This window comes from Kitasatospora sp. NPDC093102 (assembly GCF_040683915.1).
GTDB lineage: Bacteria > Actinomycetota > Actinomycetes > Streptomycetales > Streptomycetaceae > Kitasatospora.
In genome coordinates, this window is the sequence record NZ_JBFBFA010000003.1 from 151,430 (window position 1) to 175,567 (window position 24,138).

The following is a 24,138-nucleotide window of genomic DNA, read 5'->3' on the forward strand; positions in this document are numbered from 1 at the left end:
GGGTGCGGGTCCGGGTGGCCTTCTTCGCCGGGGCCGGAGCCTCGGCGGCGACGGCTTCGGAGGCAACGGTCTCGGCGGCCGGGGCGGGGGCCTCGGCGGCCTCCGCCTTCGGCTTGCGGGTGCGGGTCCGGGTGGCCTTCTTCGCCGGGGCCGGAGCCTCGGCGGCGACGGCTTCGGAGGCAACGGTCTCGGCGGCCGGGGCGGGGGCCTCGACGGTCTCCGCCTTCGGCTTGCGGGTGCGGGTCCGGGTGGCCTTCTTGGCCGGGGCCGGAGCCTCGGCGACCGTCTCGGCGGGGGCCTCGACGACCGGAGCGGTCTCGGCGGCCGGAGCCGTCTCGACCGCCACCGCCACCGCGGCCTCGGCCACCGCGGCACCGCTGCGCGAGCGGCGGCGACGACGGCGCGGCGCGGCCTCGCCCTCGGCGCCCTCGACGGCCGGAGCCACCACGGCGGCCTCGGTCACGGCGGCAGCGGCCTCGCCCTCGGCACCGACCGCCGTGCCCCGGCGGGTGCGCCGGCGCTCACGGGTGCGGCGCGGCTTCTGCTCCTCGGTCTCGGCCGGGGCGGCACCGGCGCCCGGACGGCCGGAGCCGCCCTGGCCGCCGCGCCCACCGCGACCGCCACGGCCCGGGCGGGCGCCGCGTCCGCCGGTCTCGCCGAGGTCCTCGACCTCCTCCGCGTTGAGCCCGGCGCGGGTCCGCTCCGAGCGCGGCAGGATGCCCTTGGTGCCCGGCGCGATCTTCAGCAGCTCGTACAGGTGCGCCGAGGTGGAGTAGGTCTCCTCCGGGTCGTTGAACGGCAGGTCCAGCGCCTTGTTGATCAGCTGCCAGCGCGGGATGTCGTCCCAGTCGACCAGGGTGACGGCGGTGCCGGAGGCGCCGGCCCGGCCGGTGCGGCCGATCCGGTGCAGGTAGGTCTTCTCGTCCTCGGGGCACTGGTAGTTGATGACGTGGGTGACGCCCTCGACATCGATGCCGCGGGCCGCCACGTCGGTGCAGACCAGCACGTCGACCTTGCCGTTGCGGAAGGCCCGCAGGGCCTGCTCGCGGGCGCCCTGGCCGAGGTCGCCGTGGACCGCGCCGGCCGCGAAGCCACGCTGGGTCAGCTGGTCGGAGACGTCGGCCGCGGTGCGCTTGGTGCGGCAGAAGATCATCGCCAGCCCGCGGCCGTCGGCCTGGAGGATGCGCGAGACCATCTCGACCTTGTCCAGCGAGTGCGCACGGAAGATGTGCTGCTCGATGTTGGCGACGGTGGCGCCGGTGTCGTCCGGGGCGGCGGCCCGGATGTGGGTCGGCTGGCTCATGTACCGGCGGGCGAGGCTGATCACCTGGCCCGGCATGGTGGCCGAGAACAGCAGCGTCTGCCGCTTGGCCGGCAGCATGGTGATGATCTTCTCGACGTCGGGCAGGAAGCCCAGGTCGAGCATCTCGTCGGCCTCGTCCAGGACCAGCGCGCGGACCTTGGACAGGTTCAGCTTCTTCTGCCCGGCCAGGTCGAGCAGCCGGCCCGGGGTGCCGACCACGATGTCGACGCCCTTGGTGAGCGCCTCCACCTGCGGCTCGTACGCCCGGCCGCCGTAGACGGCGAGGACGCGCACGTCGCGCACCTTGCCGGCGGTCTGGAGGTCGTTGGTGACCTGGGTGCACAGCTCGCGGGTCGGGACGACGATCAGCGCCTGCGGGAAGTCGGAGAGCTGTTCCTCGGTGGCCCGGCCGGCGTCCACGTCGGCGCGCACGACGACCCGCTCGATCAGCGGGAGGCCGAAGCCGAGGGTCTTGCCGGTGCCGGTCTTGGCCTGGCCGATGACGTCGTGGCCGGTCAGCGCGACCGGGAGGGTCATCTCCTGGATGGGGAAGGGGTGGACGATGCCGACGGACTCGAGCGCCTCGGCGGTCTCCGGGAGGATCCCCAGTTCCCGGAAGGTCGTCTTGATGGGTTCAGTGGTGGTGGACAGGGTGCTGCCTCTTCCGTGTGGAGGGGCCGAGAGCGAGCGGCGGGCGGGCAGCCGCGCGGCTGCCTACGGGCCTGGGCGGCCCTGTTACAGCTGCGCGAACGCACAACCGCGCCGGTCCCTGCGGCCGGCCGGTGCGCGCTGCCCTGGTGCGGGGCGCGTCGCCGGCGGCGTCGGGGAGAGTTCCCGTGAGGGACCTGCGCGGGACCTCCGCCTCGGGGCGTGGTCTCGGCGGCCCTCGCTCGGCCACTGATGCGGTGCCAAGGCTTGAAGTCCAAGCCATGGTCGGAGCCGATCGGCTCTCCGACCGGGCATCCGCGTACGTGAGTACCCGTGCCTCCGGTGCGGACACGTCCGGCTGGACGGCGCCGCCACGGAGGGCTCGCGCGGGTACCGAGACGGCGGTGACACCATGCGAACACGACGGGCTCCGTACCACCATACAGTCAGCCGACGACTCGAACACGTGACGCGTCTGACATTGCCCCCGGCAACTGCCACCGGACCGGCCGGTCCGGCCGGTCACCCGGGCGCGCCTGGTGGTGGGGGAGCCGGGCGGGCGGGACTAAGGTTGCGGGTCATGGAGACCCATGGTGAGACGCAGGACGCGGCGGCCGGCTCGATCGGGGACTGGGCCGCGTGCTCGGCCGACCCGGGCTACCGGGCGGCCGTGCTCGACCTGCTCGGGGCGCTCGCGTACGGCGAGCTGAGCGCCTTCGAGCGGCTCGCCGAGGACGCCAAGATGGCGCCCGACCTCGCCGACAAGGCGGCGCTGGCCCGGATGGCCTCCGCCGAGTTCCAGCACTACCAGCGGCTGCACGACCGGCTCGCCGAGGTCGGCGCCGACCCGCAGGACGCGATGCGGCCCTTCGTCGAGCCGCTGGAGCTGTTCCACCGGATGACGGCGCCCGCGGACTGGCTGGAGGGCCTGGTCAAGGCCTACGTCGGCGACGCCATCGCGACCGACTTCTACCGCGAGGTGGCCGTCCGGCTGGACGACGACACCCGCGACCTGGTGCTGAGCGTCATGTCCGACACCGGCCACGCCCAGTTCGCCGTCGACAAGGTCCGCCAGGCGATCGAGGCCGACCCGCGGGCCGGCGGCCGGCTCGCCCTGTGGGGCCGGCGGCTGATGGGCGAGGCGCTCAGCCAGGCCCAGCGGGTGGTCGCCGAGCGCGACGCGCTGTCCAACCTGCTGGTCGGCGGTGTCCAGGTGCAGGGCTTCGACCTGGTCGAGGTCGGCAAGATGTTCAACCGGATCACCGAGGCGCACACCAGGCGGATGGCCGCCCTCGGCCTGGCCTCCTAGGACGGCGCTCAGGCCGCCCGGTGCCGCCGCGAAGCGCGGTGGGTGCCGGGCCGGTGCGGGTGGTGCCGGTGCGCCGGGGCGCGCCCGGAGGCGTGGTCCGGCCGGGCCAGCAGCGAGGTGAGCACGCCCGAGGCCACCGCAGCGGCCGCGACGGACACCGCCGGCTGGCGCCCGTCCACGCCGAAGTGTGCGACCACCCCGCCGACCAGCGCCGCCGCCAGCGCGGTGCCCAGCGTCAGGGACCGGGTGGCCCGGAAGTACCCGGGCAGGACCAGCAGGGCGGTGCAGCCCGTGACCAGGCCGACGAGGGCGAAGGCGATCGACTCGACCATCAAGGCTGCCTCCCGGGGGACGGGCGTGCGGCACCGGCGCCGCACCCTCGCCGTACCCCGCCCCGCCTGGCCGTACACGCGACGGTGCCCCGCTCCCTCGCGGGAACGGGGCACCGGACGATCCTGTGCGACGGCGCCTCAGGAGGTGCCGAAGCCGACCTTGCGGGCGGCCTGCTCGCCGATCTCCACGTACGCCAGGCGCTCGGCCGGGACGATGATGCGGCGGCCGTGCTCGTCGGACAGTGCGAAGATCTTCTCCGAGCCCTCCAGCGCCTTCGCGACCGCGCTCTGGACCTCATCGGCAGTCTGCGAGCTCTCGATCACGATCTCGCGCGGCGCGTTCTGCACGCCGATCTTGACCTCCACGGCTTCCGTCCCTCCGGGGTTGCAGCCTCCACGCACGGCCACCCGACCGCCTGGACAAGCGTTCGCGGCGACCGCGCCGTACGGCTTCACCATAGAGCACCGGATCACCGGCCAGGCGAAGGTCGGCGGATCAGCCCTGGTGGGCGGTGCCCTCGCCGGGCTGCTCGCCCGAGTGCATCGGGAAGCCCTTCAGCCCGCGCCACGACAGGCTGGCGACCAGCCGCACCGCCTCGTCGCGGGGGATCTCCAGGCCCTGCGAGAGCCAGTACCGGGCGGTGATCTGGGCCAGACCGCAGACCCCGGCGGCGAGCAGCTTGGACTCCGCCTCGGGCAGGTCGGTGTCCTCCTGGATCACCTTGCTGACCAGCGTCGCGCTCGCCTCGGAGGCCCGCTCGACCCGCTCGCGCACGGCCGGCTCGTTGGTGAGGTCCGACTCGAAGACCAGCCGGAAGGCGCCGGACTCGCTGGAGACGTAGTTGAAGTACGCCTCCATGGTGTTGGCCACCCGCTGCTTGTTGTCGGTGGTCGTCGACAGGGCCTCGCGGGTCGATTCGACGAGGGCGTCGCAGTGCTTGTCCAGCAGCGCCAGGTAGAGCTCCAGCTTCCCGGGGAAGTGCTGGTAGAGCACCGGCTTGCTGACCCCGGCGCGGTCGGCGATGTCGTCCATGGCGGCCGCGTGGTAGCCCTGCGCGACGAACACCTCCTGGGCGGCACCGAGCAGTTGTTCACGGCGGGCGCTTCGCGGCAGGCGGGCACCGCGCGGGCGCTCCTGCGCCTCCTGGATGGCCGTCACGGCGCTCCTCACTTCGGGTCTGTTCGCGGCTGGCAAGATGGCCGATTCTACTTTTCGGTAACCGCGCCCGCGTTCGGCGAAGGCGAGAAAAGACGATCGGCCTGGTTGTCAGGAGCCCACAATACGGCGCTGACCTCGGCCTCGGCAGTGGTGTGACGGAGGCGGCCGACGGCCGGACCACCTCGGGGCGGTCGACCGGGGCTCACTACCATCGTCCACCATGAGCAGCGCTGAGCAGCAGGTACGTACGGTCGAGGTCCCCGGCGCGGTGCTCGCGGTGCACCGCCCCGTCGACGGCGCCGCCGACGGGCGTGAGCCCGGGCTCTTCGTGCACGGCCTCGGCGGCTCCGCCGCCAACTGGGAGGCCCTGATGGGCCGGCTCTCCGGACAGGTCGACGGCGAGGCCGTGGACCTGCCCGGGTTCGGCCGCTCCAACCCGCCCACCGACGGCAACCTCACCGTCTCCGGGCACGTGCGCGCGGTGATCGGCTACCTGGAGGCCTCCGGCCGCGGCCCGGTCCACCTGTTCGGCAACTCGCTGGGCGGCGCGGTCGCCGTCCGGCTGGCGGCCCTGCGCCCGGACCTGGTGCGCAGCCTCACCCTGGTCTCCCCGGCCCTGCCCGAGCTGCCCCCGCAGCGCTCCGCCTGGCCGACCGCCCTGCTCGCGGTGCCCGGGGTGCCCGCGCTGCTGCGCCGGCGGTCCACGGGCGGGCGCGACGTCGAGGCGGCCACCGAGGACCTGCTGCGGCTGGTCTACGGCGACCCGGACAGCCTGAGCCCGGCGACCCGGGCCCTCGCGGTGGCCGAGTACCGACGCCGACTGGAGGTGCCGCACGCGATGCAGGCGCTGGTCGGCTCGGCCCGCGGCATCGTCTCGGCGTACACCGAGCGCGGCGACCAGGCGCTGTGGCGGCAGGCCGAGCAGGTCGAGGCGCCGGTGCTGCTGGTCTACGGGCTGCGCGACAAGCTGGTCTCCTACCGCTCGGCCCGCCGCGCCTGCGCGGCCTTCGCGGACGCCCGGCTCCTGGTGCTGCCGGAGTCCGGGCACGTGGCGATGATGGAGCACCCCGAGGCGGTCGCCCGGGCGGTGCGGGAACTGATCGCGCACACCGAGGGCTGAGCGCGCCCCTGCGGGCTGGGCGTGCGCCCGTGCGGGGCCGCGCGGGCGACCGGGCATGCCGCCCGGTAACGGTCCGGCTCGGGCCGAGGTCACGGCGGTTCACTCGATCAGGTGGCAGGCAGGCATGTGACCGATGGATCGGCCTGGGCCGGTCCTACCTTTCTGCTGTCGGACCGAACAGGTGTGGGGGAGTCGCGGCCGCCGGAGGAACCGGAGGGCGGCCGCGGCCGAGGGGCCCGGCGGGTCGGGCCCGACCGTCGGAGCGGGCGGGCGCCCGGGGGACCGGAACGCGGCGCGTTCGCGACCGGGCCGCCGGCGGGCCGCACGCAGTCACCCGCGACGCCGGCCCGGGCGACCGGACTCCCCGGCCCCGACCGTCCCCGCCGCCGTGCGGGGGCGCCCCGGGCGACTGCCCGGGCCGTCCGGAAATCCGTCGATCCGTCCGCGATCCCGCCCAGCGAATCCGCTCTGCCCTGGAGGTCTCCCGTGCGCGTTGCCCTGCTCACCGAGGGTGCCCGTCCGCATCCCCAGCGTGGCGCCGGAGGCTGGTGCGACCGGCTGGCCGAGGGCCTGCCGGAGCACGGGTTCGAGCTGTACCTGCTGACCGGCCCGGAGGGCGCGGGGCCCGAGCGGCCGTCGCCCGCCCGGCGCGGCGCGTACGAGCTGGCGCTGTGGGGGCGCAGGCCGGGCGGCCGGGCGCCGGGCGCGCTGCGCAGACGCCGGTACGCCGGAGCGTACGAACAACTGGTGCGGGCACTCGTGCTGCCCGGGGAGCGGGCCGGCTTCGGCCCCGGGCTGTACCGGCTGGCGGCGCTCGCCCGGGAGGACGGCGCGCTGCCCGCCTTCCTGGCCTCCGCGCACGCCCGCCGGCTGCTGGAGCGGATCTGGCGGCTGCCCGGCGTGGACACCGCGGCCGGGCAGCCGCTGGTGTGCGACGTGCTGGTCGCGGCGGACCTGCTGGAGCAGTGCCTGCGCCCGCTGTCCGCGCCCTGGTACGGCACCGGTCCCGGCGGCCTCGGCGCGGTCGACCTGTGCCACGTGGTCGGCGGCGGCCCGGCCGCGCTGCCCGCCCTGGTGGCCCGGCACCTGCACGGGGTGCCGTTCGTGGTGACCGAGCACGGCCTGCACCTGCGCGACCAGTACCTCGGCTACCGCGAGGCGCCGTACCGGTGGCCGGTCCGGGCCCTGCTGCTGTCCTTCTTCCGGGCGCTCACCGAGGAGACCTACCGGCAGGCCGCGATACTCACCCCCGGCAGTGCCCACGACCAGCAGTGGCAGCGCCGCTGCGGGGCCGACCCGGCCCGCACCCGGGTCGTGTACGAGGGCACGCCGGCGGTCGACCGCCCGGCCGCCGGGCCGGAGCCCGCGGCGCCGGTCCTGGTGTGGGCGGGCGCGCTGGAGCCGGGGCGGGACCCGGAGCTCGCGCTGCACGCCTTCGCCCGGGTCCGCGCCGCACTGCCCGCCGCCCGGCTGGTGGTGTACGGCGAGGAGGTGGTGCCCGGCTACCGGGCGCACTGCGCGGCGGTGGCCGAACGCTTGGGGGTGGCCGAGGCGGTGGACTTCGCCGGGCGGCCCGGCTCGCTCGCCGGGGCCTGGGAGTCGGGCACGGTGGCGGTCTTCTCGGGGCTCTCCCAGCGCAGCCCCCGGCTGCTCGCGGACGCGATGCTCAGCGGCCGGGCGGTGGTCTCCACCGACGCCGGGGTGGCCCGCGAGGTGGTCGGGCCGACCGGGCTGCTGGTGCCCGCCCGCGATCCACGCGCCCTGGCCGGCGCCTGCCTGGCGCTGCTGCGCGACGAGGAGCGGCGGGGCCGGCTCGGGCTGGCCGGGCGGCTGAGGGCGCAGGAACGCTTCGCCGTGGAGCCGGTGATCGGTGCCTTCCGGGAGATCTACCTGGAGCTGGTCTCGCTGTACCCGGCTTTCCCCGGCGGCGGGGGCGGCGGCGAGGACGGGCCGGTGCCGCGCCCGTTCGCCCGCCCTGCCGAGTACTGGCCGGCCGACGGTCCGCGCGGCGGTGCGCAGGAGGCTCCGGCGGACGGCGGCGGCTCCGGCGACGAGCAGTGCGGCGGCACCGGCCGGACCGGGGTGCGGGAGCCGGCCGGGCAGCGGACGGCCGAACTCGCGGAGGCCCTCTGATGTCCGGCGTCACCCTGCTCGGCAGCAGCGCGGACCCGGTGCGCGAGGTGATGACGGCGCACCGGGAGCTGTGCGAGCGCGCCGTCGACCCGCTGGAGATCGCCGCCGGGCTGGAGGAGGCCGGGCTCGGCCCGGACACCGCCGCCCGCTGCCGGCACGCCGACCTGTTCTCGCTGGCCGAGGAGCTGTACGCCCGGGTGCCCCGTCGGCCGCCGGTGCCCGGGCTGCCGGTGCCCGGGCCGGTGGAGCCGCGCCCGGGCGGGGCCGCCACCCGGGCCGCGCTGACGGCCGCCGCGCTGGCCGCGCTGCCCTGCGCGGGGGTGGCCGCGCTCGGGCCCCACTGGCCGGTGCTGCTGTCCGCCGCCGTCCCGTTGGTGCTGCTGCCCGCGCTGACCGCGCCGACCCCGGCCGAGCCCGGCCCGCCGTGCGCCGTGCCCGCCCGCCCGCCGGATGCCCTGGGGCCGGTGCCGGCGCCCCGGCCGCGCCCCGGCTCCCGGCTGTGCCCGGCGGCGCTGGGCCACGGGCTGGGCCTGGCCGCGCTGCTGCTGATCCCGCAGGCCGCGCCGGGCGGGGACCGCCCGCCGGCCGTCGCACTGGTGCTGGCGGCGGCGGTGTCGGCCGGGGCGGCCGAGCGGACGGCCCGCTGGTACCGGGAGGTCGGCCGCGGCCACCTGGGCGCGGCGGGCACCCTGGCCGGGTTCCGGGCCCGGATGCGTCCGGTGCTCCCGGTCGCGCTGGCCCTGTACCTGGCGGTGCTCGGGGCGCTGAGCTTCGCCGCGCTGGCCGTGCCGGCCGTGGCCGCGCCGCGCCCCTGGCCGGGCCACGGTGACGGGCTGCTGCACCTGGCGGCCGAGCGGGCCGGCCTCGCCCAGTGGGCGGCGCAAGGCGTGCTGGGCCTGCTGCTGGTGCTGTCGGTGCTGCTGGCGCGGTGCGGCCGGACGGCGGCCGCCGCGGCGGGGACGTGCGCCGGGGCCGCCGCGGTGCTCGGGCCGCTCGCGCTGGGGCGCTCCGCCCCGGAGGCCTGGCTGCTGGGTGGCGGGACCGTCGCGGTGGCGCTGCTGGCGTACGCCGGGGCGGTGCTCGGCCGGGCCGGCTCGCACCGTTGAGCGCCGTGTCGAGCACCGTCCGCCTCCGTCGCAAACCCCTGTTCGACCTTTGTTGGGGTCCGGTTCGCGGTCCCCGCTTTCGTCCCGTTCGTTGAACTTCGTTGAATTCGGTCCGCCAGGTCGTCCCGAACTGGCTTCGTGGAAGGACACCCCCGATGAGGGTGCTGCTGCTGGGCGCCGACGGCTTCATCGGCCGCCGGGTCACCGATCGTCTGCTGATGGACCAGGAGTTGCAGGTGACGGTGCTCGGCCGGCGCGACTCGGCCGACATCCGCTTCGACCTGACCACCGGGAGCCCGGGCGCGCTGGCCCGGTTCCTGGACGCGGTCGCGCCGCAGGTGGTGATCAACTGCGCGGGCGCCACCTACGGCAGCTCGCGCACCCTGATCCGGGCGAACACGCTGGCCGTCGCGACCGTCTGCGAGGGCATCCGGCGCAGCCGGGAGCCGGCCCGGCTGGTGCACGTCGGCTCGGCCGCCGAGTACGGGCCGGTGCCCGGCGGGGTGCCGGTCTCCGAGCAGGCCGAGCCGCGGCCGGTCGGCCCGTACGGGGTGTCCAAGCTGGCCGGGACGGAGCTGGTGCTGGCCTCCGGGCTGGACGCGGCGGTGCTGCGGGTGTTCGACGTGGTGGGCCCGGGGGCGCCGACCGCCTCGCTGTTCGGGCGGCTGGCCGAGGGCCTGCGGCGGGCGCTGGAGCGGGACGAGCACCAGGTGCGGATGCCGGACCTGTCCGGATACCGGGATTTCGTGGACGTGCGGGACGTCGCCCGGGCCATCCAGGCGGCCGCGGTGTCGGCCGCCACCGGGGTCGTCAACATCGGCAGCGGACACGCCGTCCGGGCCCGGGACGCGGCCCAGCTGCTGGTGCGGGCCTCGGGCTTCGAGGGGCAGATCGTCGAGGAGAACCGGCAGGTCCTGCTGCCCGCGCAACTCGCCGGGTCGGCGGGTGGCGACCACCACCTGCCCGGCCATCACCTGCCCGGGCACCACCTGCCCGGGCACCGGCCGGAGGGGCACCGCCCGGAGGGCCGGGGGGTGCCGGGCGAGCCGGTGCCGTGGCGGCAGGCGGACGTGCGCACCGCCCGGGACCGTCTCGGATGGCGGACACAGGTGCCGCTGGAGGAGTCGCTGGGAGACATCTGGCTGGAGACGGCCTGTCGGGTGTGACGGCGCCGCGCGGTGCCCCGGGCCCGTCAACCACGGGCCCGGGGCGCCTTCCGGGGCCCTGTCGCCGGTTCCACGATCCGGCGCCGCCCATCTCGCCCATCGGACGGGCTGTCTCGGAATACCGCAGGGGCGTGACACTGTTGGCCTAGAGAGCCACCCGAGTGGCGGAGCAGCAACCCAACGCCGAGGTTGGCCCTGGCCACCCGAACAAGACCCATCGGAGTCCCCGTGTCGTTGCCACCCCTGGTCGAGCCGGCCGACGAGCTCACCGTTGACGAGGTCCGCCGGTACTCCCGCCACCTGATCATCCCGGACGTGGGCATGGCGGGGCAGAAGCGGCTGAAGAACGCCAAGGTGCTGTGCGTCGGCGCCGGCGGTCTCGGCTCGCCCGCGCTGCTCTACCTGGCCGCCGCCGGTGTCGGCACGCTGGGCATCGTCGAGTTCGACGTGGTGGACGAGTCGAACCTGCAACGTCAGGTGATCCACGGCCAGTCGGACGTCGGCCGCTCCAAGGCGGAGTCGGCGCGTGACTCGGTCAAGGAGATCAACCCCTACGTCAACGTGGTGCTGCACGAGGAGCGCCTCGACAACTCCAACGTCATGGAGATCTTCTCCGGCTACGACCTGATCGTGGACGGCACCGACAACTTCGCCACCCGCTACCTGGTGAACGACGCCGCGGTGCTGCTCGGCAAGCCGTACGTGTGGGGCTCGATCTACCGCTTCGACGGCCAGGCCAGCGTGTTCTGGGCCGAGCACGGCCCCTGCTACCGCTGCCTCTACCCCGAGGCCCCGCCGCCGGGCATGGTCCCCTCCTGCGCGGAGGGCGGCGTGCTGGGCGTGCTGTGCGCGTCCATCGGCTCGATCCAGGTCAACGAGGCGATCAAGCTGCTGGCCGGCATCGGTGACCCGCTGGTCGGCCGGCTGATGATCTACGACGCCCTGGAGATGAACTACCGCCAGGTGAAGGTCCGCAAGGACCCGAACTGCGCCGTCTGCGGTGAGAACCCGACGGTCACCGAGCTGATCGACTACGAGGCCTTCTGCGGCGTCGTGTCCGAGGAGGCGCAGGCCGCCGCCGCCGGTTCGACCATCACCTCGCAGCAGCTCAAGCAGTGGCAGGACGACGAGGAGGACATCTACCTCATCGACGTCCGCGAGCCCGGCGAGTACGAGATCGTCAACATCCCCGGCGCGGTGCTGATCCCGAAGAACGAGTTCCTGATGGGCGACGCGCTGGAGAAGCTGCCGCAGGACAAGAAGATCGTGCTGCACTGCAAGTCCGGTGTGCGCTCGGCCGAGGTGCTGGCCGTGGTGAAGGCGGCCGGCTTCGGCAACGCCGTCCACCTGGGCGGCGGCGTGCTCGGCTGGGTGAACCAGATCGAGCCGCACAAGCCGGTCTACTGACCGACGCTCCACGCGGAAGGGCCCGCCGTCCGGCGGGCCCTTTCCGTTTGCGCGGGGAGGTCCGGACCGCCCCGGGGCCGCTCAGAGCGCGTTCTTGCGCTGGAGCACGTTGTAGGCGATCCAGCCCGGCAGCACCGGCAGCCAGAAGGTGAGCGCCCGGTAGAGGAAGACCGCCGGGGTGGCGACCGAGAGGGAGACGTCCGCGGCGGTCAGGGCGCCGATCAGGGCGACCTCGACCGGGCCGATGCCGCCCGGGGTGGGGATCGCCGAGCCGGCCGCGTTGGCGGTCAGGAAGACCACCGCGACGGCCGAGAAGCTGACGTCGCCGCCGAAGGCCTGCACCGAGAAGTCCAGGCAGGCGGTGAAGGAGAGGGTCAGCAGCAGGATGCCGCCGAAGCCGGTGACCAGCTTGCTGGGCGTCTGCATCAGGTCGAGCATCCGCGGCACCACGCCGAAGAACAGCGAGCGCAGCCGGCCCAGCACGAAGCGGCGCAGCGGCGCGACGGCGGCCACCACCAGGGCGAGCACGGCGGCGGTCAGCACGCCGATGATCACCGCCCGGGAGGCGGAGAGGTCGCCGTTGGTCTGGCTGCCGGTGATCAGGCCGAAGCTGAACAGCAGCAGCAGGTGCCCGGCCAGGCCCGCCAGCTGGGAGGCGCCGACCGAGGCGACCGCCTGGCCGGAGCGGATGCCGGCCCTTTGCAGGTAGCGGGTGTTGAGCGCGATGCCGCCGATCGCGGCGGGGGCGACCAGTTTCACGAAGGAGCCGGCCAGCTGGGCCGCGACGGTGCGCCGGAACGGCAGCCGCTCGGGGACGAAGCCGGTCAGGCTCATCGCGGCGGCGACGTAGCTGAACGCGGCCGCCAGCAGAGCCGCCGCCGCCCAGGCCCAGTTCAGCTGGGAGAGCTTGAGCTGGGCCGGCTTGATGGTGGTCAGTGCCAGGTAGGCGGCGAAGGTGAGCGCGATCACCATGATCAGGCTCTTCGGCTTCAGCCGTTCCAGCTTGGCCGGGGCCATCGGGGCCTCGGGGGCGATCTGGAGGATCTGGCCGCGGATGCGGCTCAGCAGGTCCTCGCCGGCCGCCGCGATGTCCTCCTCGGCCTGCTGCTGGGTGCGCTCGCCGGCCGCGACCTGCTCCAGCGCCCTGGCCCGGGCGGCGGCCTTGCGCTCCTTGGTGAGCTTGGCGAGGTCGACCCGGGTGGAGCGGCTCATCCCGACCGGCTGGAGCAGCGGCAGCGCCTGGGCCACCCGCTCGGCGCCGAGCACCGCGTTGGCGGTGGCGACGGCGCGCTCCGGGCCGACCCGCAGCGCGAAGGTGGTGAGCAGCTGGGCGACGTCGATCCGCAGCGTCAGGTCGGTGGCGGCGATGTCACCGCCGGAGAGGTTGACGAGGCAGCCGGTCCGCTCGTCCACCACCAGCAGCGACTCGCCGGTGAGCCGGCGGTGGGCGATCCGGCGCTCGTGCAGGGCGGCCACCGACTGCCAGATCGAGGCCATCACCGGGTCGGTGACCTCCTCGTCGGCGAGCTCGTCCAGGGTGCAGCCCTCGACGTTCTCGTACACCAGGATCGCGGCGTCCGGGCCGAGCTCGGAGGTGGCGACCAGCTGCGGTGCGCAGGCGCCCGAGGCGGCCGCCGCGTACGCGATCAGGGCCTCCTGCTCCAGCGCCTGGCGCAGCGACTGGGGACTGCGGCGCACCGCGACCGAGCGCAGCCGCAGCCGTCGCCAGCCCCGGTAGAAGAAGCCGGAGGCCTGCTGCTCGCGGTCGATGATGTGCACGTCCAGCGGGGGGCCGTCCTGCTGGATGACGTGGTAGCGGCGGGTGCCGCCGGGGGCGTCGGGGGCGCGCACGGCGCCGGCCGGGGTGAAGCCGACCTTGCGCAGGCCGATCATCAGGTGCTGGCCGGTGGGCCGGATGTTGGGGGAGCCGATCGCGTAGAGCGTGCCGTAGGCGACGGACCAGCCGATCAGCACGGTGAGCAGCAGCGACAGCGGGGTGGTGTAGCCGCCGAGCAGCTCGGTGATCCCGCTGAAGACCACCACCACCCACAGGGCGATCCGCCAGCGCGGTCTGCTCGACATGCCGACGGCGGTCATGTAGGCGATCACCGGGGCGAGGTAGCCGTGCACCGGGTCGGTGAGGGTGCCGTTGCTGTCCATCGGCAGCCGGGTCAGCGCTTCCCGGATGTTGTCGGAGGCGCCTTCGGCCACCCACCAGTCGATGCCGAGCGAGACGCCGTACGCCAGCACCGAGGCGAGCACGCCGTCGGCGACCCGCAGGCCGTCGCGTTTGATCAGCCGCTCGACGGCGAAGGCCAGCGGGACCGCGAGCACCGCGACGCTGGAGATCAGGCCGGTGATGGTGGAGAACACCGCGGAGAAGTGCGGTGCGTTGGTGGCGATGTCCTGTTCGATGCCGGTGGTGGTCGAGGTGGCGATGCCGGCCAGCAGGAAGACGGCGACGATCCCGAGGACGCCGGCCAGGAAGCGGATCAGGTCGGACGGGCGGTGCGCGCGGGCGGCGAGCAGCGGCTCGTCGACGTCCAGGTGCGGGGCGTCGTCCAGCGCGTCGTGGTCGTCGGGCGGGCCGGCGGGGGCCTCCGGGCCGGCGGCCGCGGGTTCCGGGGCGGCCGGTTCCGGGGCCGTGGTGGTCTCGGCCGGGGGCGGGCCGGGCTGTCCGGGGGTCTTCGCGGGTGCGGGGGTCTTGATCGTCCGGTCCTTGATCAGGGAGACTTCCGGCGTCGGCCCCGGTTCGGGCCGGCCTTCGCTCTCGTTCCCGGGCGCCGACGGCACGGCGGCAGCGGACTCGTCGGAGTCCTTGTCCACGCCCACGTCAGCCGTCCCGGTCATCTGGTCTTGTCCTCGTATCACCACTCACCGCCCCGGAAGATGGTGGCATGCCCCGGCCCCCCGTGCGGGACAGGGGGCGAATCAGGCGCGGCGGTTCGATCGCACGGTGCCGCGGGTTCGCCCCCATAGGGAAGGATGCCGCAGGTGACGGACGTAACACACGACGGTCTTCCGGATGCCCTGCCACCGTTCGCCGAACTGGTGCTCGATCTGACCGAGCGGATTCCACCCGGCCGGGTGATGACCTACGGCGACGTCGCCGAGTACCTCGGCCAGGGCGGCCCCCGGCAGGTCGGCCGGGTGATGGCACTGTACGGCGGCTCGGTGCCCTGGTGGCGGGTGATCCGCGCGGACGGCCGCCTCCTGCCCGGGCACGAACAGCGCGCCCTCGCCCACTACGGCGAGGAGGGCACCCCGCTGCGCGAACTCGCCGACCCGCCCCGGGTCGACCTCGGGCGGGCCCGCTGGGACGGCGAGGAGAACCGGGCGAAACCGCCACACGAGCGGGATTGACGGGGCAGGATCGTAGGCTCGATGCGGGCGGGCCCGGCGGGTCCGCCTCCGCCATGCCCCAGTTCGACCTCAGGACCACTACGTGAGCTCCCCCTACCGGCTCGTGCGCAGCCCGCTCGTCCAGCCCGATCCGCCCGTGCTGGACGCCTACCAGCGCGCCGTGGTCGAGCACGCCGGCGGGCCGCTGCTGGTCCTGGCCGGCCCCGGCACGGGCAAGACCACGACGCTGGTCGAGGCGGTCGCCCGGCGGATCGAGGACGGCACCGACCCCGAGCGGATCCTCGTCCTCACCTTCAGCCGCAAGGCCGCGACCGAGCTGCGCGACCGGATGTCCGGCCGGCTCGGCAGCTCGGCCGCCGCCCCGCAGGCCACCACCTTCCACTCCTTCTGCTACGCCCTGCTGCGCGCCCACCAGGACCCGGAGGACTACGCCGAGCCGCTGCGGCTGCTCTCCGGCCCCGAGCAGGACGTCATGGTCCGCGAACTGCTGGCCGGCGGCGCCGAGGACGCCAAGCTCGGCAGCACCCGCATCGAGTGGCCGCTGGACCTGCGGGCCTGCCTGACCACCCGCGGCTTCGCCGACGAGGTCCGCGCCGTCCTCGCCCGCAGCCGCGAACTGGGCCTCGGCGAGGCCGAGCTGGAGCGCTTCGCCCGAGGCGTCCAGCGCCCCGACTGGGCCGCCGCCGCGCACTTCCTGGCCGACTACCTCGACGTGCTCGACCTGCGCGGCGTCCTCGACTACGCCGAACTCGTCCACCGCGCCGTGCTGCTCGCCGAGCGCCCCGAGGTCGGCGAGCAGCTGCGGCGGCGCTACGAGGTCGTCTTCGTCGACGAGTACCAGGACACCGACCCCTCCCAGGTCCGGCTGCTGCGCCAGCTGGCCGGCGGCGGGCGCGACCTGGTCGCGGTCGGCGACCCGGACCAGTCGATCTACGCCTTCCGCGGCGCCGACATCAACGGCATCCTCGACTTCCCGCAGACCTTCCGGCAGGCCGACGGCAGCCCCGCCGAGGTCAAGGTGCTGCGGGTCTCCCGCCGCTCCGGCGCCGTGCTGCTCGCCGCCTCCCGGGAGGTCGCCCGCCGGATGCCGATGGGCCGGCTGCCCGCCGACAAGCTCGCCCAGCACCGCGCCCTGCTGCCCTCCCGGGAGGGCGGGAGGGTCGAGGTCTACACCTACCCGACCCCCGGCGCCGAGCTGGACTCGATTGCCGACCTGCTGCGCCGCGCCCACCTGGAGGACGGCGTGCCCTGGGGCGAGATGGCCGTGCTCGTCCGGGCCGGCGCCCGCTCCATCCCCGGCGTGCGGCGGGCGCTCGGCGCGGCCGGCGTCCCGCTGGAGATCGACGGCGACGACCTGCCGCTGCGCGAGGAGCCGGCCGTCGCCCAGCTGCTGCTCGCCCTGCGGGTCTGCGCCGAGCAGGCCACCCGGGACAAGCAGGGCGACCCGGACGCTCCCGACCCGCTCACCACCGAATTGGCGCACGCCCTGCTCACCGGCCCGCTCGGCGGCCTCGACGGCTCCGACCTGCGCCGCCTCGGCCGGGCCCTGCGCGAGGAGGAGCGCGCCGCGCTGCGCGCCGACGGCCGCCCCGCCACCGCCCCGCGCCCGGCCGGCGAGCTGATCCGCGAGGCCCTCGCCGAACCCGAGCGCCTCGTCGCCCTCGACCCCGCGCACGCCCGCCGGGCCCGCGACCTCGGCACCCTGCTGCGCAAGGTCCGCGAGCTGCTGGCCGGCGGCTGCACCGCCGAGGAGGCGCTCTGGGAGCTGTGGGACGGCAGCCGCCGCTGGCGCGAACGCCTGGAGCGGGCCGCCCTGCGCGGCGGCGCGGGCGGCCGCAACGCCGACCGCGACCTGGACGCGCTGTGCGCCCTGTTCGAGACCGCCGCCCGGGCCGAGGAGCAGGTCACCGGCCACCGCAGCGCCCTGGACCTGCTCGCCGAACTCGAAGCCCAGGACATCGCCGCCGACACCCTCACCGTCCGGGCCGTGCGCCCCGAGGCGGTGCGGCTGATGACCGCCCACCGGTCCAAGGGCCTGGAGTGGCGCCTGGTCGTGGTGGCCGGCGTCCAGGACGGCCTCTGGCCCGACCTGCGCCGCCGCGGCTCCCTGCTGGAGGCCGACCGGATCGGCCGCGACGGCCTCGCCGAACCGCTCTCCCCGGGCGCGCTGCTCGGCGAGGAGCGCCGGCTCTTCTACGTCGCCGCGACCCGGGCCAAGGAGCGGTTGATCGTCACCGCCGTCAAGGCCCCCGCCGACGACGGCGACGAGCCGTCCCGCTTCCTGCGCGAGCTCTACCGCGAGGACGTCGACCCCAGGACCGGCAAGGTGGTCCGTCGCACCCCGCCGGTCACCGTCGAGGACGTCACCCACCGCCCGCGCCGCCCGCTGTCGGTGGCCGCGCTGGTCGCCGAACTGCGCGCGGTCACCGTCGACCCCGCCCGCTCGCCCGAACTGCGCCGCGCCGCCGCCGAACGGCTCGCCACCCTCGCCGCCGCCACCGACGAGGAGGGGCTGCCGCTGGTGCCCGCCGCCCACCCCGAGCGCTGGTGGGGGCTGGACGACCCGACCACCGCCCCCGAGCCGCTGCGCAGCGCCGACGCGCCGGTCCGGCTGTCCGGCAGCGGGCTGGAGCAGCTGGAGAGCTGCTCCCTGCAGTGGTTCCTGGACAAGGAGGTCAAGGCGCGCGGCGCGGGCTCGGCCGCCCAGGGCTTCGGCAACGTGGTGCACGCCCTCGCCGACGAGGTCGGCTCCGGCCGCACCCCCGCCGACCTCGCCGTGCTCATGGAGCGGCTGGACACCGTCTGGGACGCGCTGGCGTTCGACGCCCCCTGGAAGTCCCACCAGGAGAAGGCCGAGGCCCGCGCCGCCCTGGAGCGCTTCCTCAACTGGCACGTCCTGGAGCGCGGCCGGGACCTCGTCGCCACCGAGCACGGCTTCGACGTCACCCTCGACGTCGGCGGCGTCTCGGTGCGCATCCGGGGCTCGATGGACCGGGTGGAGAAGGACGCGGCCGGGCGCGCCTACGTGGTCGACTTCAAGACCGGCAAGCAGATGCCCACCGACAAGTCGCTGCCCGAGCACAAGCAGCTCGCCGTGTACCAGCTCGCCGTCCGGGCCGGCGCCCTCGACGAGCTGCCCGGCTTCACCGCGCACCCGCCGGACACCGGCGGCGCCGAACTGGTCCACCTGCGCGAGCCCGCCGCCAAGGCCGCCCAGGACGCCCCGAAGGTGCAGCGGCAGGAGCCGCCGCAGGGCGAGCCCTGGATCGAGAACCTGCTCGCCGAGGCGGCCGGGAAGGTCCTCGCCGAGCGCTTCGTCCCGCAGACCGGCGGCGGCTGCGACCGCTGCGCCTTCCGCCGCAGCTGCTCGGCCCAGCGCGACGGCGCCCAACTGGTCGAGTGAGGGTTGTCCGCCGCTCCGGTTACGGTTGCGGGGTGACCGCCGTGCTCAGCCATCCCGACCAGCTCAAGGAGCTGCTGGGGATCCCGTTCAACCGGGAGCAGATGGCGGCCATCGGCGCCCCCCTGGAGCCGGCCGTGATCGTGGCCGGCGCCGGCTCCGGCAAGACCACGGTGATGGCCGCCCGGGTCGTCTGGCTGGTCGGCTCCGGTGCCGTACGGCCCGAGGAGGTGCTCGGCCTCACCTTCACCAACAAGGCCGCCGGCGAGCTCTCCGAACGGGTGCGCGCCGCCCTGCTGCGCGCGGGCGTGGCCGAGGCCGACGCCGCCGAGCCGCTCGGGGACCCGGAGATCTCCACCTACCACGCCTTCGCCGGCCGCCTGCTCAAGGAGCACGGCCTGCGGATCGGCATCGAGCCGGACGTCCGGCTGCTCGCCGACGCCACCCGCTTCCAGCTCGCCGCCAAGGTCCTGCGCGCCGCCCGCGGTCCGTTCCCCGCGCTCACCGGCACCTTCGCCAACCTGGTCGCCGACCTGACCGCGCTGGACGGCGAGCTCGCCGAGCACCTGGTCGAGCCGCAGATGCTGCGCGACTTCGACGAGGAGCTGCTGGACACCCTCGCCACCGTCAAGCTGACCAACGACGACCTGCGGGCCGTCCCGGCCACCGCCCGGGCCCGGCTGGAGCTGCTGCGGCTGGTCGAGGACTACCGGCGCCGCAAGCGCTCCGCCGGGCTGATGGACTTCGGAGACCAGATAGCCGCCGCCGCCCGCCTCGCCCAGCAGCGCCCGGAGGTCGGCGGGCTGCTGCGCGGCCAGTTCAAGGTGGTGCTGCTGGACGAGTACCAGGACACCTCGGTCGCCCAGCGGCTGATGCTCGCCGGCCTGTTCGGCGCCGGCCCGGACGGCACCGGCAGCGGCCACCCGGTGACCGCCGTCGGCGACCCCTGCCAGGCGATCTACGGCTGGCGCGGCGCCTCCGTGGCCAACCTGGACGAGTTCCCCCGGCACTTCCCGAAGGCCGACGGCCGCCCCGCCGACCGCTACGCGCTCAGCGAGAACCGCCGCAGCGGCGGACGCCTGCTCGCCTTCGCCAACGAACTCGCCGCCCCGCTGCGGGAGATGCACGAGGGCGTGGAGGCGCTGCGCCCGGCCCCCGGCGCCGAGCAGGACGGCTACGTGCGCGCGGCGCTGCTGCCCACCCACGCCGAGGAGATCGACTGGCTCGCCGACTCGATCGCCCACCTGGTGGGCACCGGCACCGCGCCGGGCCGGATCGCCGTGCTGTGCCGCGGCGGCGCGGCCTTCCCGGACATCCACGCCGCGCTGGTCGCCCGGGAGGTGCCGGTCGAGGTCGTGGGCCTCGGCGGGCTGCTTCAGCTGCCCGAGGTGGCCGACCTGGTGGCGGTCTGCGAGGTGCTGCAGGACCCGACCGCCAACGCCGCGCTGGTGCGCCTGCTGATCGGACCGCGCTGGCGGATCGGCCCGCGCGACCTCGCGCTGCTCGGCCGCCGGGCCGCCGACCTGGTGCGCACCGACCGGCCCGAGGGCGTCGAGGCGCTGGCCGCGGCGGTCGCCGAGGCCGACCCGACCGAGGTGGTCTCGCTGGCCGACGCGGTGGAGACCTTCCTCGACGCCCCGTCCGGTGAGGAGGGGAAGCCGGACGAGCTGCCGTTCTCCGCCGAGGCGCGGGTGCGCTTCGCCCGGCTCGCCGCCGAGCTGCGCGAGCTGCGCCGCTCGCTCGCCGACCCGCTGATGGACGTGCTGCACCGGGTGCTGTCCGTCACCGGTCTGGAGGTCGAACTCGCCGCCTCCCCGCAGGCCCTGGCCGCCCGCCGGCGGGAGACCCTGCACGCCTTCCTGGACGTCGCCGCCTCCTTCGCCGACCTCGACGGCGACCCGGGACTGTCGGCCTTCCTCGGCTTCCTGCGGGCCGCCCAGGAGTACGAGCGCGGCCTGGACAGCAGCCTGCCCGGAGGCGAGGACACCGTGAAGGTGCTCACCGCGCACAAGTCCAAGGGCCTGGAGTGGGACGTGGTGGCCGTCCCGGGCCTGGTGCGGGGCGCATTCCCCTCGTCCAGCCCGCGCGAACGCTGGACGAGCACCAAGCGCGTGCTCCCGCACGCCCTGCGCGGCGACGCCGAAACTCTGCCCGACGTGCGCGGGGGGTGGAACGGGAAGTCGATGGCCGCGTTCAAGAAGGAGCTGGCCGAGCACTCCGGCATCGAGGAACTGCGCCTGGGCTACGTGGCGTTCACCCGGCCGCGGTCGCTGCTGCTGGCCTCCGGGCACTGGTGGGGGCCGAGCCAGAAGACCGTCCGCGGCCCGTCCGCCTTCCTGGAGCGGTTGCGCGAGCACTGCGAGCGGCCCGGCGCCGGCGAGGTCGAGCACTGGGCCGAGCAGCCGGAGAAGGACGCCGGGAACCCGGCACTGGCCGCACCCGTCGAGCGCCCCTGGCCGCTGCCGCTGGACCCGGCCGCCCAGCACGCCCGCCGCCGGGTCGCCGAGGTGGTGCGCGCGCGGGTGGCCGGAGCGCCCGCTCCCGAGGCCGAGGAGGCGGCCCCCGAGGACCAGCGCCAGATCGCCTCCTGGGACCGCGATCTGACCGCGCTGCTGGGCGAGTTGGAGCGGTCCCGGCGCACCGCGCGGGACGTGCCGCTGCCCGCGGCGCTGTCCGCCACCCAGCTGCTGCGGCTGGCCGCCGACCCGGACGGCTTCGCGCACGACCTGGCCCGCCCGATGCCGCGCCCGCCGCAGCCGGCGGCCCGGCGCGGCACCCGCTTCCACGCCTGGGTCCAGTCCCGGATCGAGCCGCTGCTGCTGGTCGAGCCCGGCGCCCTGCCCGGCGCCGACGACGACGGCATCGAGGACGAGCAGGACCTGGAACGGCTCAAGGAGGCGTTCCTGCGCACCCCGTACGCGCAGCGCAGGCCCCACCGGGTGGAGGTGCCGTTCCAGCTGGTGCTGGCGGGCCGGGTGGTGCGGGGGCGGATCGACGCGGTCTACCGGGAAGATGACGTGCTGTCGGAATCCGGCGGTGCGTCACGCTACGAAGTGGTGGACTGGAAGACCCACCGGGAGGAGACCGCCGACCCGTTGCAGCTCGCGGTCTACCGGCTGGCCTGGGCCGAGCACGCGGGCGTCGATCCCGAGCAGGTCACGGCTTCGTTCCTGTACGTCCGCAGTGGCCGGATCGTGCGTCCGACAGGACTTCCCGACCGAAAAGAGTTGGAACGGCTCCTGATCGGGAACAGTGACTATTGAGTCACGCAGAGCATCCAAGTCATCGCGCCAGTGCCCGAAACCTGTGCGTCGTGCACGTTTCGCGCCTATTGTGGGGTCGGTAACCGGTCAACCCCCGTGCTCCGGCCGCCAGCGAGGCCCGCATTCCCTAACCCTCAGTCATCACCGCAGGTGCCCTAGGGCATCGGCGTCTTCTGCTGGAGAGACCGAAGTTGAGCGCGACCGGATGGATCAGAGAGCGGTTCGCCGGGCCGACACCGGGGCCCGCCCCGCGCGCGACCGGCACCTGGCCGAGGACGGCACTCGCGCTGCCGTTCATCGGCATGGTGCTGATCGTCGCCCTCGACTACCTCAGTGGCACCAAGGTGACGGTCGAACCGGCCCTCACCGCCGTGCCCGCGCTGGCCGCCGTGGTCAGCCGCCGCACCTGGTACCCGCTCGCCATCGGTCTGGGCACCGAGGCGGCGGCCTTCCTGATGGCCTTCCGCAGCGACACCCTCGGCGAGTCCGTGCACGTCGCCAGCGTCTTCGCGATCCTGCTCGTCGCCACGATCGGCTGGGTCAGCGCCACCCTGAGGCTGCGCCAGGAACGGGCGCTGGCCGACGCCCAACTGGTCGCCTCGATCGCCCGCCGCGTCCTGCTGCGGCCCGTCCCCGAGCGGGTCGGCACCGTCCGCGCGGCCGTCCACTACGAGGCCGCCGCCGCGCACGCCCGGATCGGCGGCGACCTCTACGAGGTGGTCAACACCCGGCACGGGGTGCGGGCCGTGGTCGGGGACGTGCGCGGCAAGGGCCTCGGCGCGGTGGAGACGGCCGCCGCCGTGCTCGGGGCCTTCCGCGAGGCCGCCCACCAGGAGGCCGCCCTGGACCGGGTGGCCGGCTGGCTGGCCGTCAGCCTCGACCGCGCCCTGCACGAGAACGACCACCCGGGCGTGGAGGAGGAGTTCGTCACCCTGGTGCTGATCGCCGTCGGGCCCGACGGCGCCGCGGAGATCGTCAACTGCGGCCACCCCGCCCCGCTGCTGCTGCGCGGCGGGGAGGTCAGCCCGCTCGAACTCGCCGAGACCGTACCGCCGCTGGGCGTCCTCGACCCGGCCGACGTGCGTCCGCCGGTGCACCGGCTGCTGCTCCAGGGCGACGACCGGGTGCTGCTGTTCACCGACGGGGTGATCGAGGCCCGCGACCGCACGGGCGTCTTCTACCCGCTCGCCGAACGCTTCCCGCGCTGCGCCGCCGGCCACCCGGCCGACGTCCTGCAACGCCTGCACGAGGACGTGGTGCGCCACGTCGGGCGCCAGCTCGGCGACGACGCGGCCATGCTGCTGCTCCAGTTCGACCCCCCGCCCGCGCTCGGCACGGCGGGATCCCGGATCGTGAGCACCGTTCACCTCCCGGAGCAGGCAGGAGTCCTGACGCGTCAGTAGGTGCGCCCGGGCCGGCCTGCGCCTACAGCGACACCTCGACCAGCAGCGGGCGGTGGTCCGACACCGCCGCGCGCGGCGCCGCCGCCGGGCCGACCGCCGTGCGCGGCACGCCGATCGCCAGGACGTGGTCGAACTGCACCGCGGGCCGGTGCGAGGGGTAGGTCGGCGTGCGCGCCAGGTCGTGCCAGCCCTGGAGCCGGGGGCGCGGCCCGCGCACCCGGCGCCGCTGCGGCTCGGCCAGGGCCGGCCGGGCCCGCCGGGCCGCCCGCAGCTCGCGCACCCGCACCCGGGGCGCGGTGCGCTCCAGCACCGTCGCCCCGCCGAGCACCGTGCGCGGCACCGCGCCGACCAGGTTGAAGTCGCCCAGCACCAGGTACGGCTGGGGCAGGTCGGCGATCCAGCGCCGGATGCCGGCCAGCTGCGCCATGTTCCAGCCGGGGACGAAGGACAGGTGCGCCGCCACCACGGTGAACGGGCCCCGCTCGCCGTCCAGGACGGCCGCCAGCGCGGCCCGCGGCTCGTCCGGCACCGGGGTCAGCCCGCGCCGCCCGGCCACCCGCAGCGGCAGCCCGAAGGGCGCCGGGGCGAACCGCCGGGCCCGCCAGTGCCGCACCGGAAGCCTCGTCAGCAGCGCTGTCCCGTAGGAGGGCGGGGCGCCGTCGTCCACCTCGTCCGGCCCGTACACCCGCAGGCCGTTCGGGCCGGACGGCTCCGGCACCCAGCCCGCCACCGGCGCCGGGCGGCCGTGCAGCGCGGCGGCGAAGCGCCAGTCCTTGGCGCCCATCGCGGAGGCCGCCACCGCCGCCTGGTCGGTGCCGCCGGAGCGCGACTGGTGCCGGTCCACCTCCTGGAGCGCCAGCACGTCGGCGTCCAGGGCGGCCACCGCATCCGCCAGCGGCGTGCCGGCGTCGGAGGGGTAGGGCCGTGGGGCGCCGTCCGGGGCGAGCGGCTGGCCGTGCAACAGGTTGAAGGTGGCGATGCGCAACTGGCTCACACCGCACGACGGTACCCGGTCGCCGGGGGAGG

The 24,138-nt window shown here is 75.3% G+C and carries 16 protein-coding genes; 10 read left to right on the forward strand and 6 right to left on the reverse strand.

The annotated features are described in order from the left end of the window. Positions 1 to 1,840 (reverse strand): DEAD/DEAH box helicase (locus AB0O11_RS06390; protein ID WP_363382387.1); only part of this gene is annotated, 1,840 nt, incomplete at its 3' end. Positions 1,841 to 2,531: 691 nt separating this feature from the next. Here AB0O11_RS06390 and AB0O11_RS06395 point away from each other — a divergent pair. Beyond that, positions 2,532 to 3,260, forward strand: a complete 729-nt coding sequence (locus AB0O11_RS06395; RefSeq protein WP_224285110.1) for a ferritin-like fold-containing protein — start codon at positions 2,532 to 2,534, stop codon at positions 3,258 to 3,260. A gap of 8 nt (positions 3,261 to 3,268) precedes the next feature. Here the strand turns inward: AB0O11_RS06395 and AB0O11_RS06400 are convergent, their stop codons facing one another. The 3 genes from AB0O11_RS06400 to AB0O11_RS06410 all read right to left on the reverse strand — a co-directional run bounded on the left by AB0O11_RS06400 (position 3,269) and on the right by AB0O11_RS06410 (position 4,751). Further along, on the reverse strand, positions 3,269 to 3,592 hold the full coding sequence (locus AB0O11_RS06400; RefSeq protein ID WP_363382390.1) for a hypothetical protein: 324 nt from the start codon (positions 3,590 to 3,592) through the stop codon (positions 3,269 to 3,271). A gap of 138 nt (positions 3,593 to 3,730) precedes the next feature. Beyond that, complete coding sequence (locus tag AB0O11_RS06405) at positions 3,731 to 3,958, reverse strand: DUF3107 domain-containing protein (protein ID WP_224285174.1); 228 nt, start codon at positions 3,956 to 3,958, stop codon at positions 3,731 to 3,733. A 130-nt stretch (positions 3,959 to 4,088) separates the two neighbouring features. Beyond that, complete coding sequence (locus AB0O11_RS06410; RefSeq protein WP_363382393.1) at positions 4,089 to 4,751, reverse strand: TetR/AcrR family transcriptional regulator; 663 nt, start codon at positions 4,749 to 4,751, stop codon at positions 4,089 to 4,091. A 220-nt stretch (positions 4,752 to 4,971) separates the two neighbouring features. Here AB0O11_RS06410 and AB0O11_RS06415 point away from each other — a divergent pair, with 220 nt between their 5' ends. The 5 genes from AB0O11_RS06415 to moeZ all read left to right on the forward strand — a co-directional run bounded on the left by AB0O11_RS06415 (position 4,972) and on the right by moeZ (position 11,683). Next, positions 4,972 to 5,871 (forward strand): alpha/beta hydrolase, encoded by a 900-nt coding sequence (locus tag AB0O11_RS06415; RefSeq protein WP_363382395.1) that lies wholly within the window; start codon positions 4,972 to 4,974, stop codon positions 5,869 to 5,871. A gap of 486 nt (positions 5,872 to 6,357) precedes the next feature. Further along, a complete protein-coding gene (locus AB0O11_RS06420) occupies positions 6,358 to 8,004 on the forward strand; it encodes a DUF3492 domain-containing protein (RefSeq protein WP_363382398.1) in 1,647 nt (548 codons plus the stop codon). After that, complete coding sequence (locus AB0O11_RS06425) at positions 8,004 to 9,110, forward strand: hypothetical protein (protein ID WP_363382400.1); 1,107 nt, start codon at positions 8,004 to 8,006, stop codon at positions 9,108 to 9,110. Before AB0O11_RS06420 ends, AB0O11_RS06425 begins: the two co-directional genes overlap by 1 nt. Before the next feature lie 155 nt (positions 9,111 to 9,265). Further along, positions 9,266 to 10,276 carry an NAD-dependent epimerase/dehydratase family protein gene (locus tag AB0O11_RS06430; protein WP_363382403.1) on the forward strand — a complete coding sequence of 337 codons (1,011 nt, stop codon included), beginning with the start codon at positions 9,266 to 9,268 and terminating at the stop codon, positions 10,274 to 10,276. 228 nt (positions 10,277 to 10,504) lie between these two features. Then, a complete protein-coding gene (moeZ, locus tag AB0O11_RS06435) occupies positions 10,505 to 11,683 on the forward strand; it encodes an adenylyltransferase/sulfurtransferase MoeZ (RefSeq protein ID WP_363382405.1) in 1,179 nt (392 codons plus the stop codon). 81 nt (positions 11,684 to 11,764) lie between these two features. On the opposite strand, the gene AB0O11_RS06440 is transcribed toward moeZ, so the two are convergent. Beyond that, the gene (locus AB0O11_RS06440; RefSeq protein WP_363382408.1) at positions 11,765 to 14,533 is read right to left on the reverse strand and encodes a lysylphosphatidylglycerol synthase transmembrane domain-containing protein; all 2,769 of its coding nucleotides are present in this window, start codon (positions 14,531 to 14,533) and stop codon (positions 11,765 to 11,767) included. 144 nt (positions 14,534 to 14,677) lie between these two features. On the opposite strand from AB0O11_RS06440, the gene AB0O11_RS06445 reads away from it, so the two are divergent. From AB0O11_RS06445 to AB0O11_RS06460, 4 genes are all read left to right on the forward strand, one after another. Then, complete coding sequence (locus AB0O11_RS06445; RefSeq protein WP_224283397.1) at positions 14,678 to 15,046, forward strand: MGMT family protein; 369 nt, start codon at positions 14,678 to 14,680, stop codon at positions 15,044 to 15,046. A gap of 82 nt (positions 15,047 to 15,128) precedes the next feature. Continuing rightward, positions 15,129 to 18,449 (forward strand): ATP-dependent DNA helicase, encoded by a 3,321-nt coding sequence (locus AB0O11_RS06450; protein ID WP_363382411.1) that lies wholly within the window; start codon positions 15,129 to 15,131, stop codon positions 18,447 to 18,449. Positions 18,450 to 18,481: 32 nt separating this feature from the next. Continuing rightward, the gene (locus AB0O11_RS06455) at positions 18,482 to 21,709 is read left to right on the forward strand and encodes an ATP-dependent DNA helicase (protein ID WP_363382414.1); all 3,228 of its coding nucleotides are present in this window, start codon (positions 18,482 to 18,484) and stop codon (positions 21,707 to 21,709) included. Between the two features lie 191 nt (positions 21,710 to 21,900). Continuing rightward, the gene (locus AB0O11_RS06460; protein WP_363382416.1) at positions 21,901 to 23,112 is read left to right on the forward strand and encodes a PP2C family protein-serine/threonine phosphatase; all 1,212 of its coding nucleotides are present in this window, start codon (positions 21,901 to 21,903) and stop codon (positions 23,110 to 23,112) included. 22 nt (positions 23,113 to 23,134) lie between these two features. Here the strand turns inward: AB0O11_RS06460 and AB0O11_RS06465 are convergent, their stop codons facing one another. Beyond that, complete coding sequence (locus tag AB0O11_RS06465; protein WP_363382418.1) at positions 23,135 to 24,106, reverse strand: endonuclease/exonuclease/phosphatase family protein; 972 nt, start codon at positions 24,104 to 24,106, stop codon at positions 23,135 to 23,137. Positions 24,107 to 24,138: the final 32 nt, after the last annotated feature.

Bases quoted from the DNA above. Each gene is read 5' to 3' on its own strand.
- AB0O11_RS06395 (WP_224285110.1), top strand. From the start codon at position 2,532: ATGGAGACCCATGGTGAGACGCAGGACGCGGCGGCCGGCTCGATCGGG.
- AB0O11_RS06400 (WP_363382390.1), bottom strand. From the start codon at position 3,592: ATGGTCGAGTCGATCGCCTTCGCCCTCGTCGGCCTGGTCACGGGCTGC.
- AB0O11_RS06415 (WP_363382395.1), top strand. From the start codon at position 4,972: ATGAGCAGCGCTGAGCAGCAGGTACGTACGGTCGAGGTCCCCGGCGCG.
- AB0O11_RS06425 (WP_363382400.1), top strand. From the start codon at position 8,004: ATGTCCGGCGTCACCCTGCTCGGCAGCAGCGCGGACCCGGTGCGCGAG.
- AB0O11_RS06430 (WP_363382403.1), top strand. From the start codon at position 9,266: ATGAGGGTGCTGCTGCTGGGCGCCGACGGCTTCATCGGCCGCCGGGTC.
- AB0O11_RS06440 (WP_363382408.1), bottom strand. From the start codon at position 14,533: ATGACCGGGACGGCTGACGTGGGCGTGGACAAGGACTCCGACGAGTCC.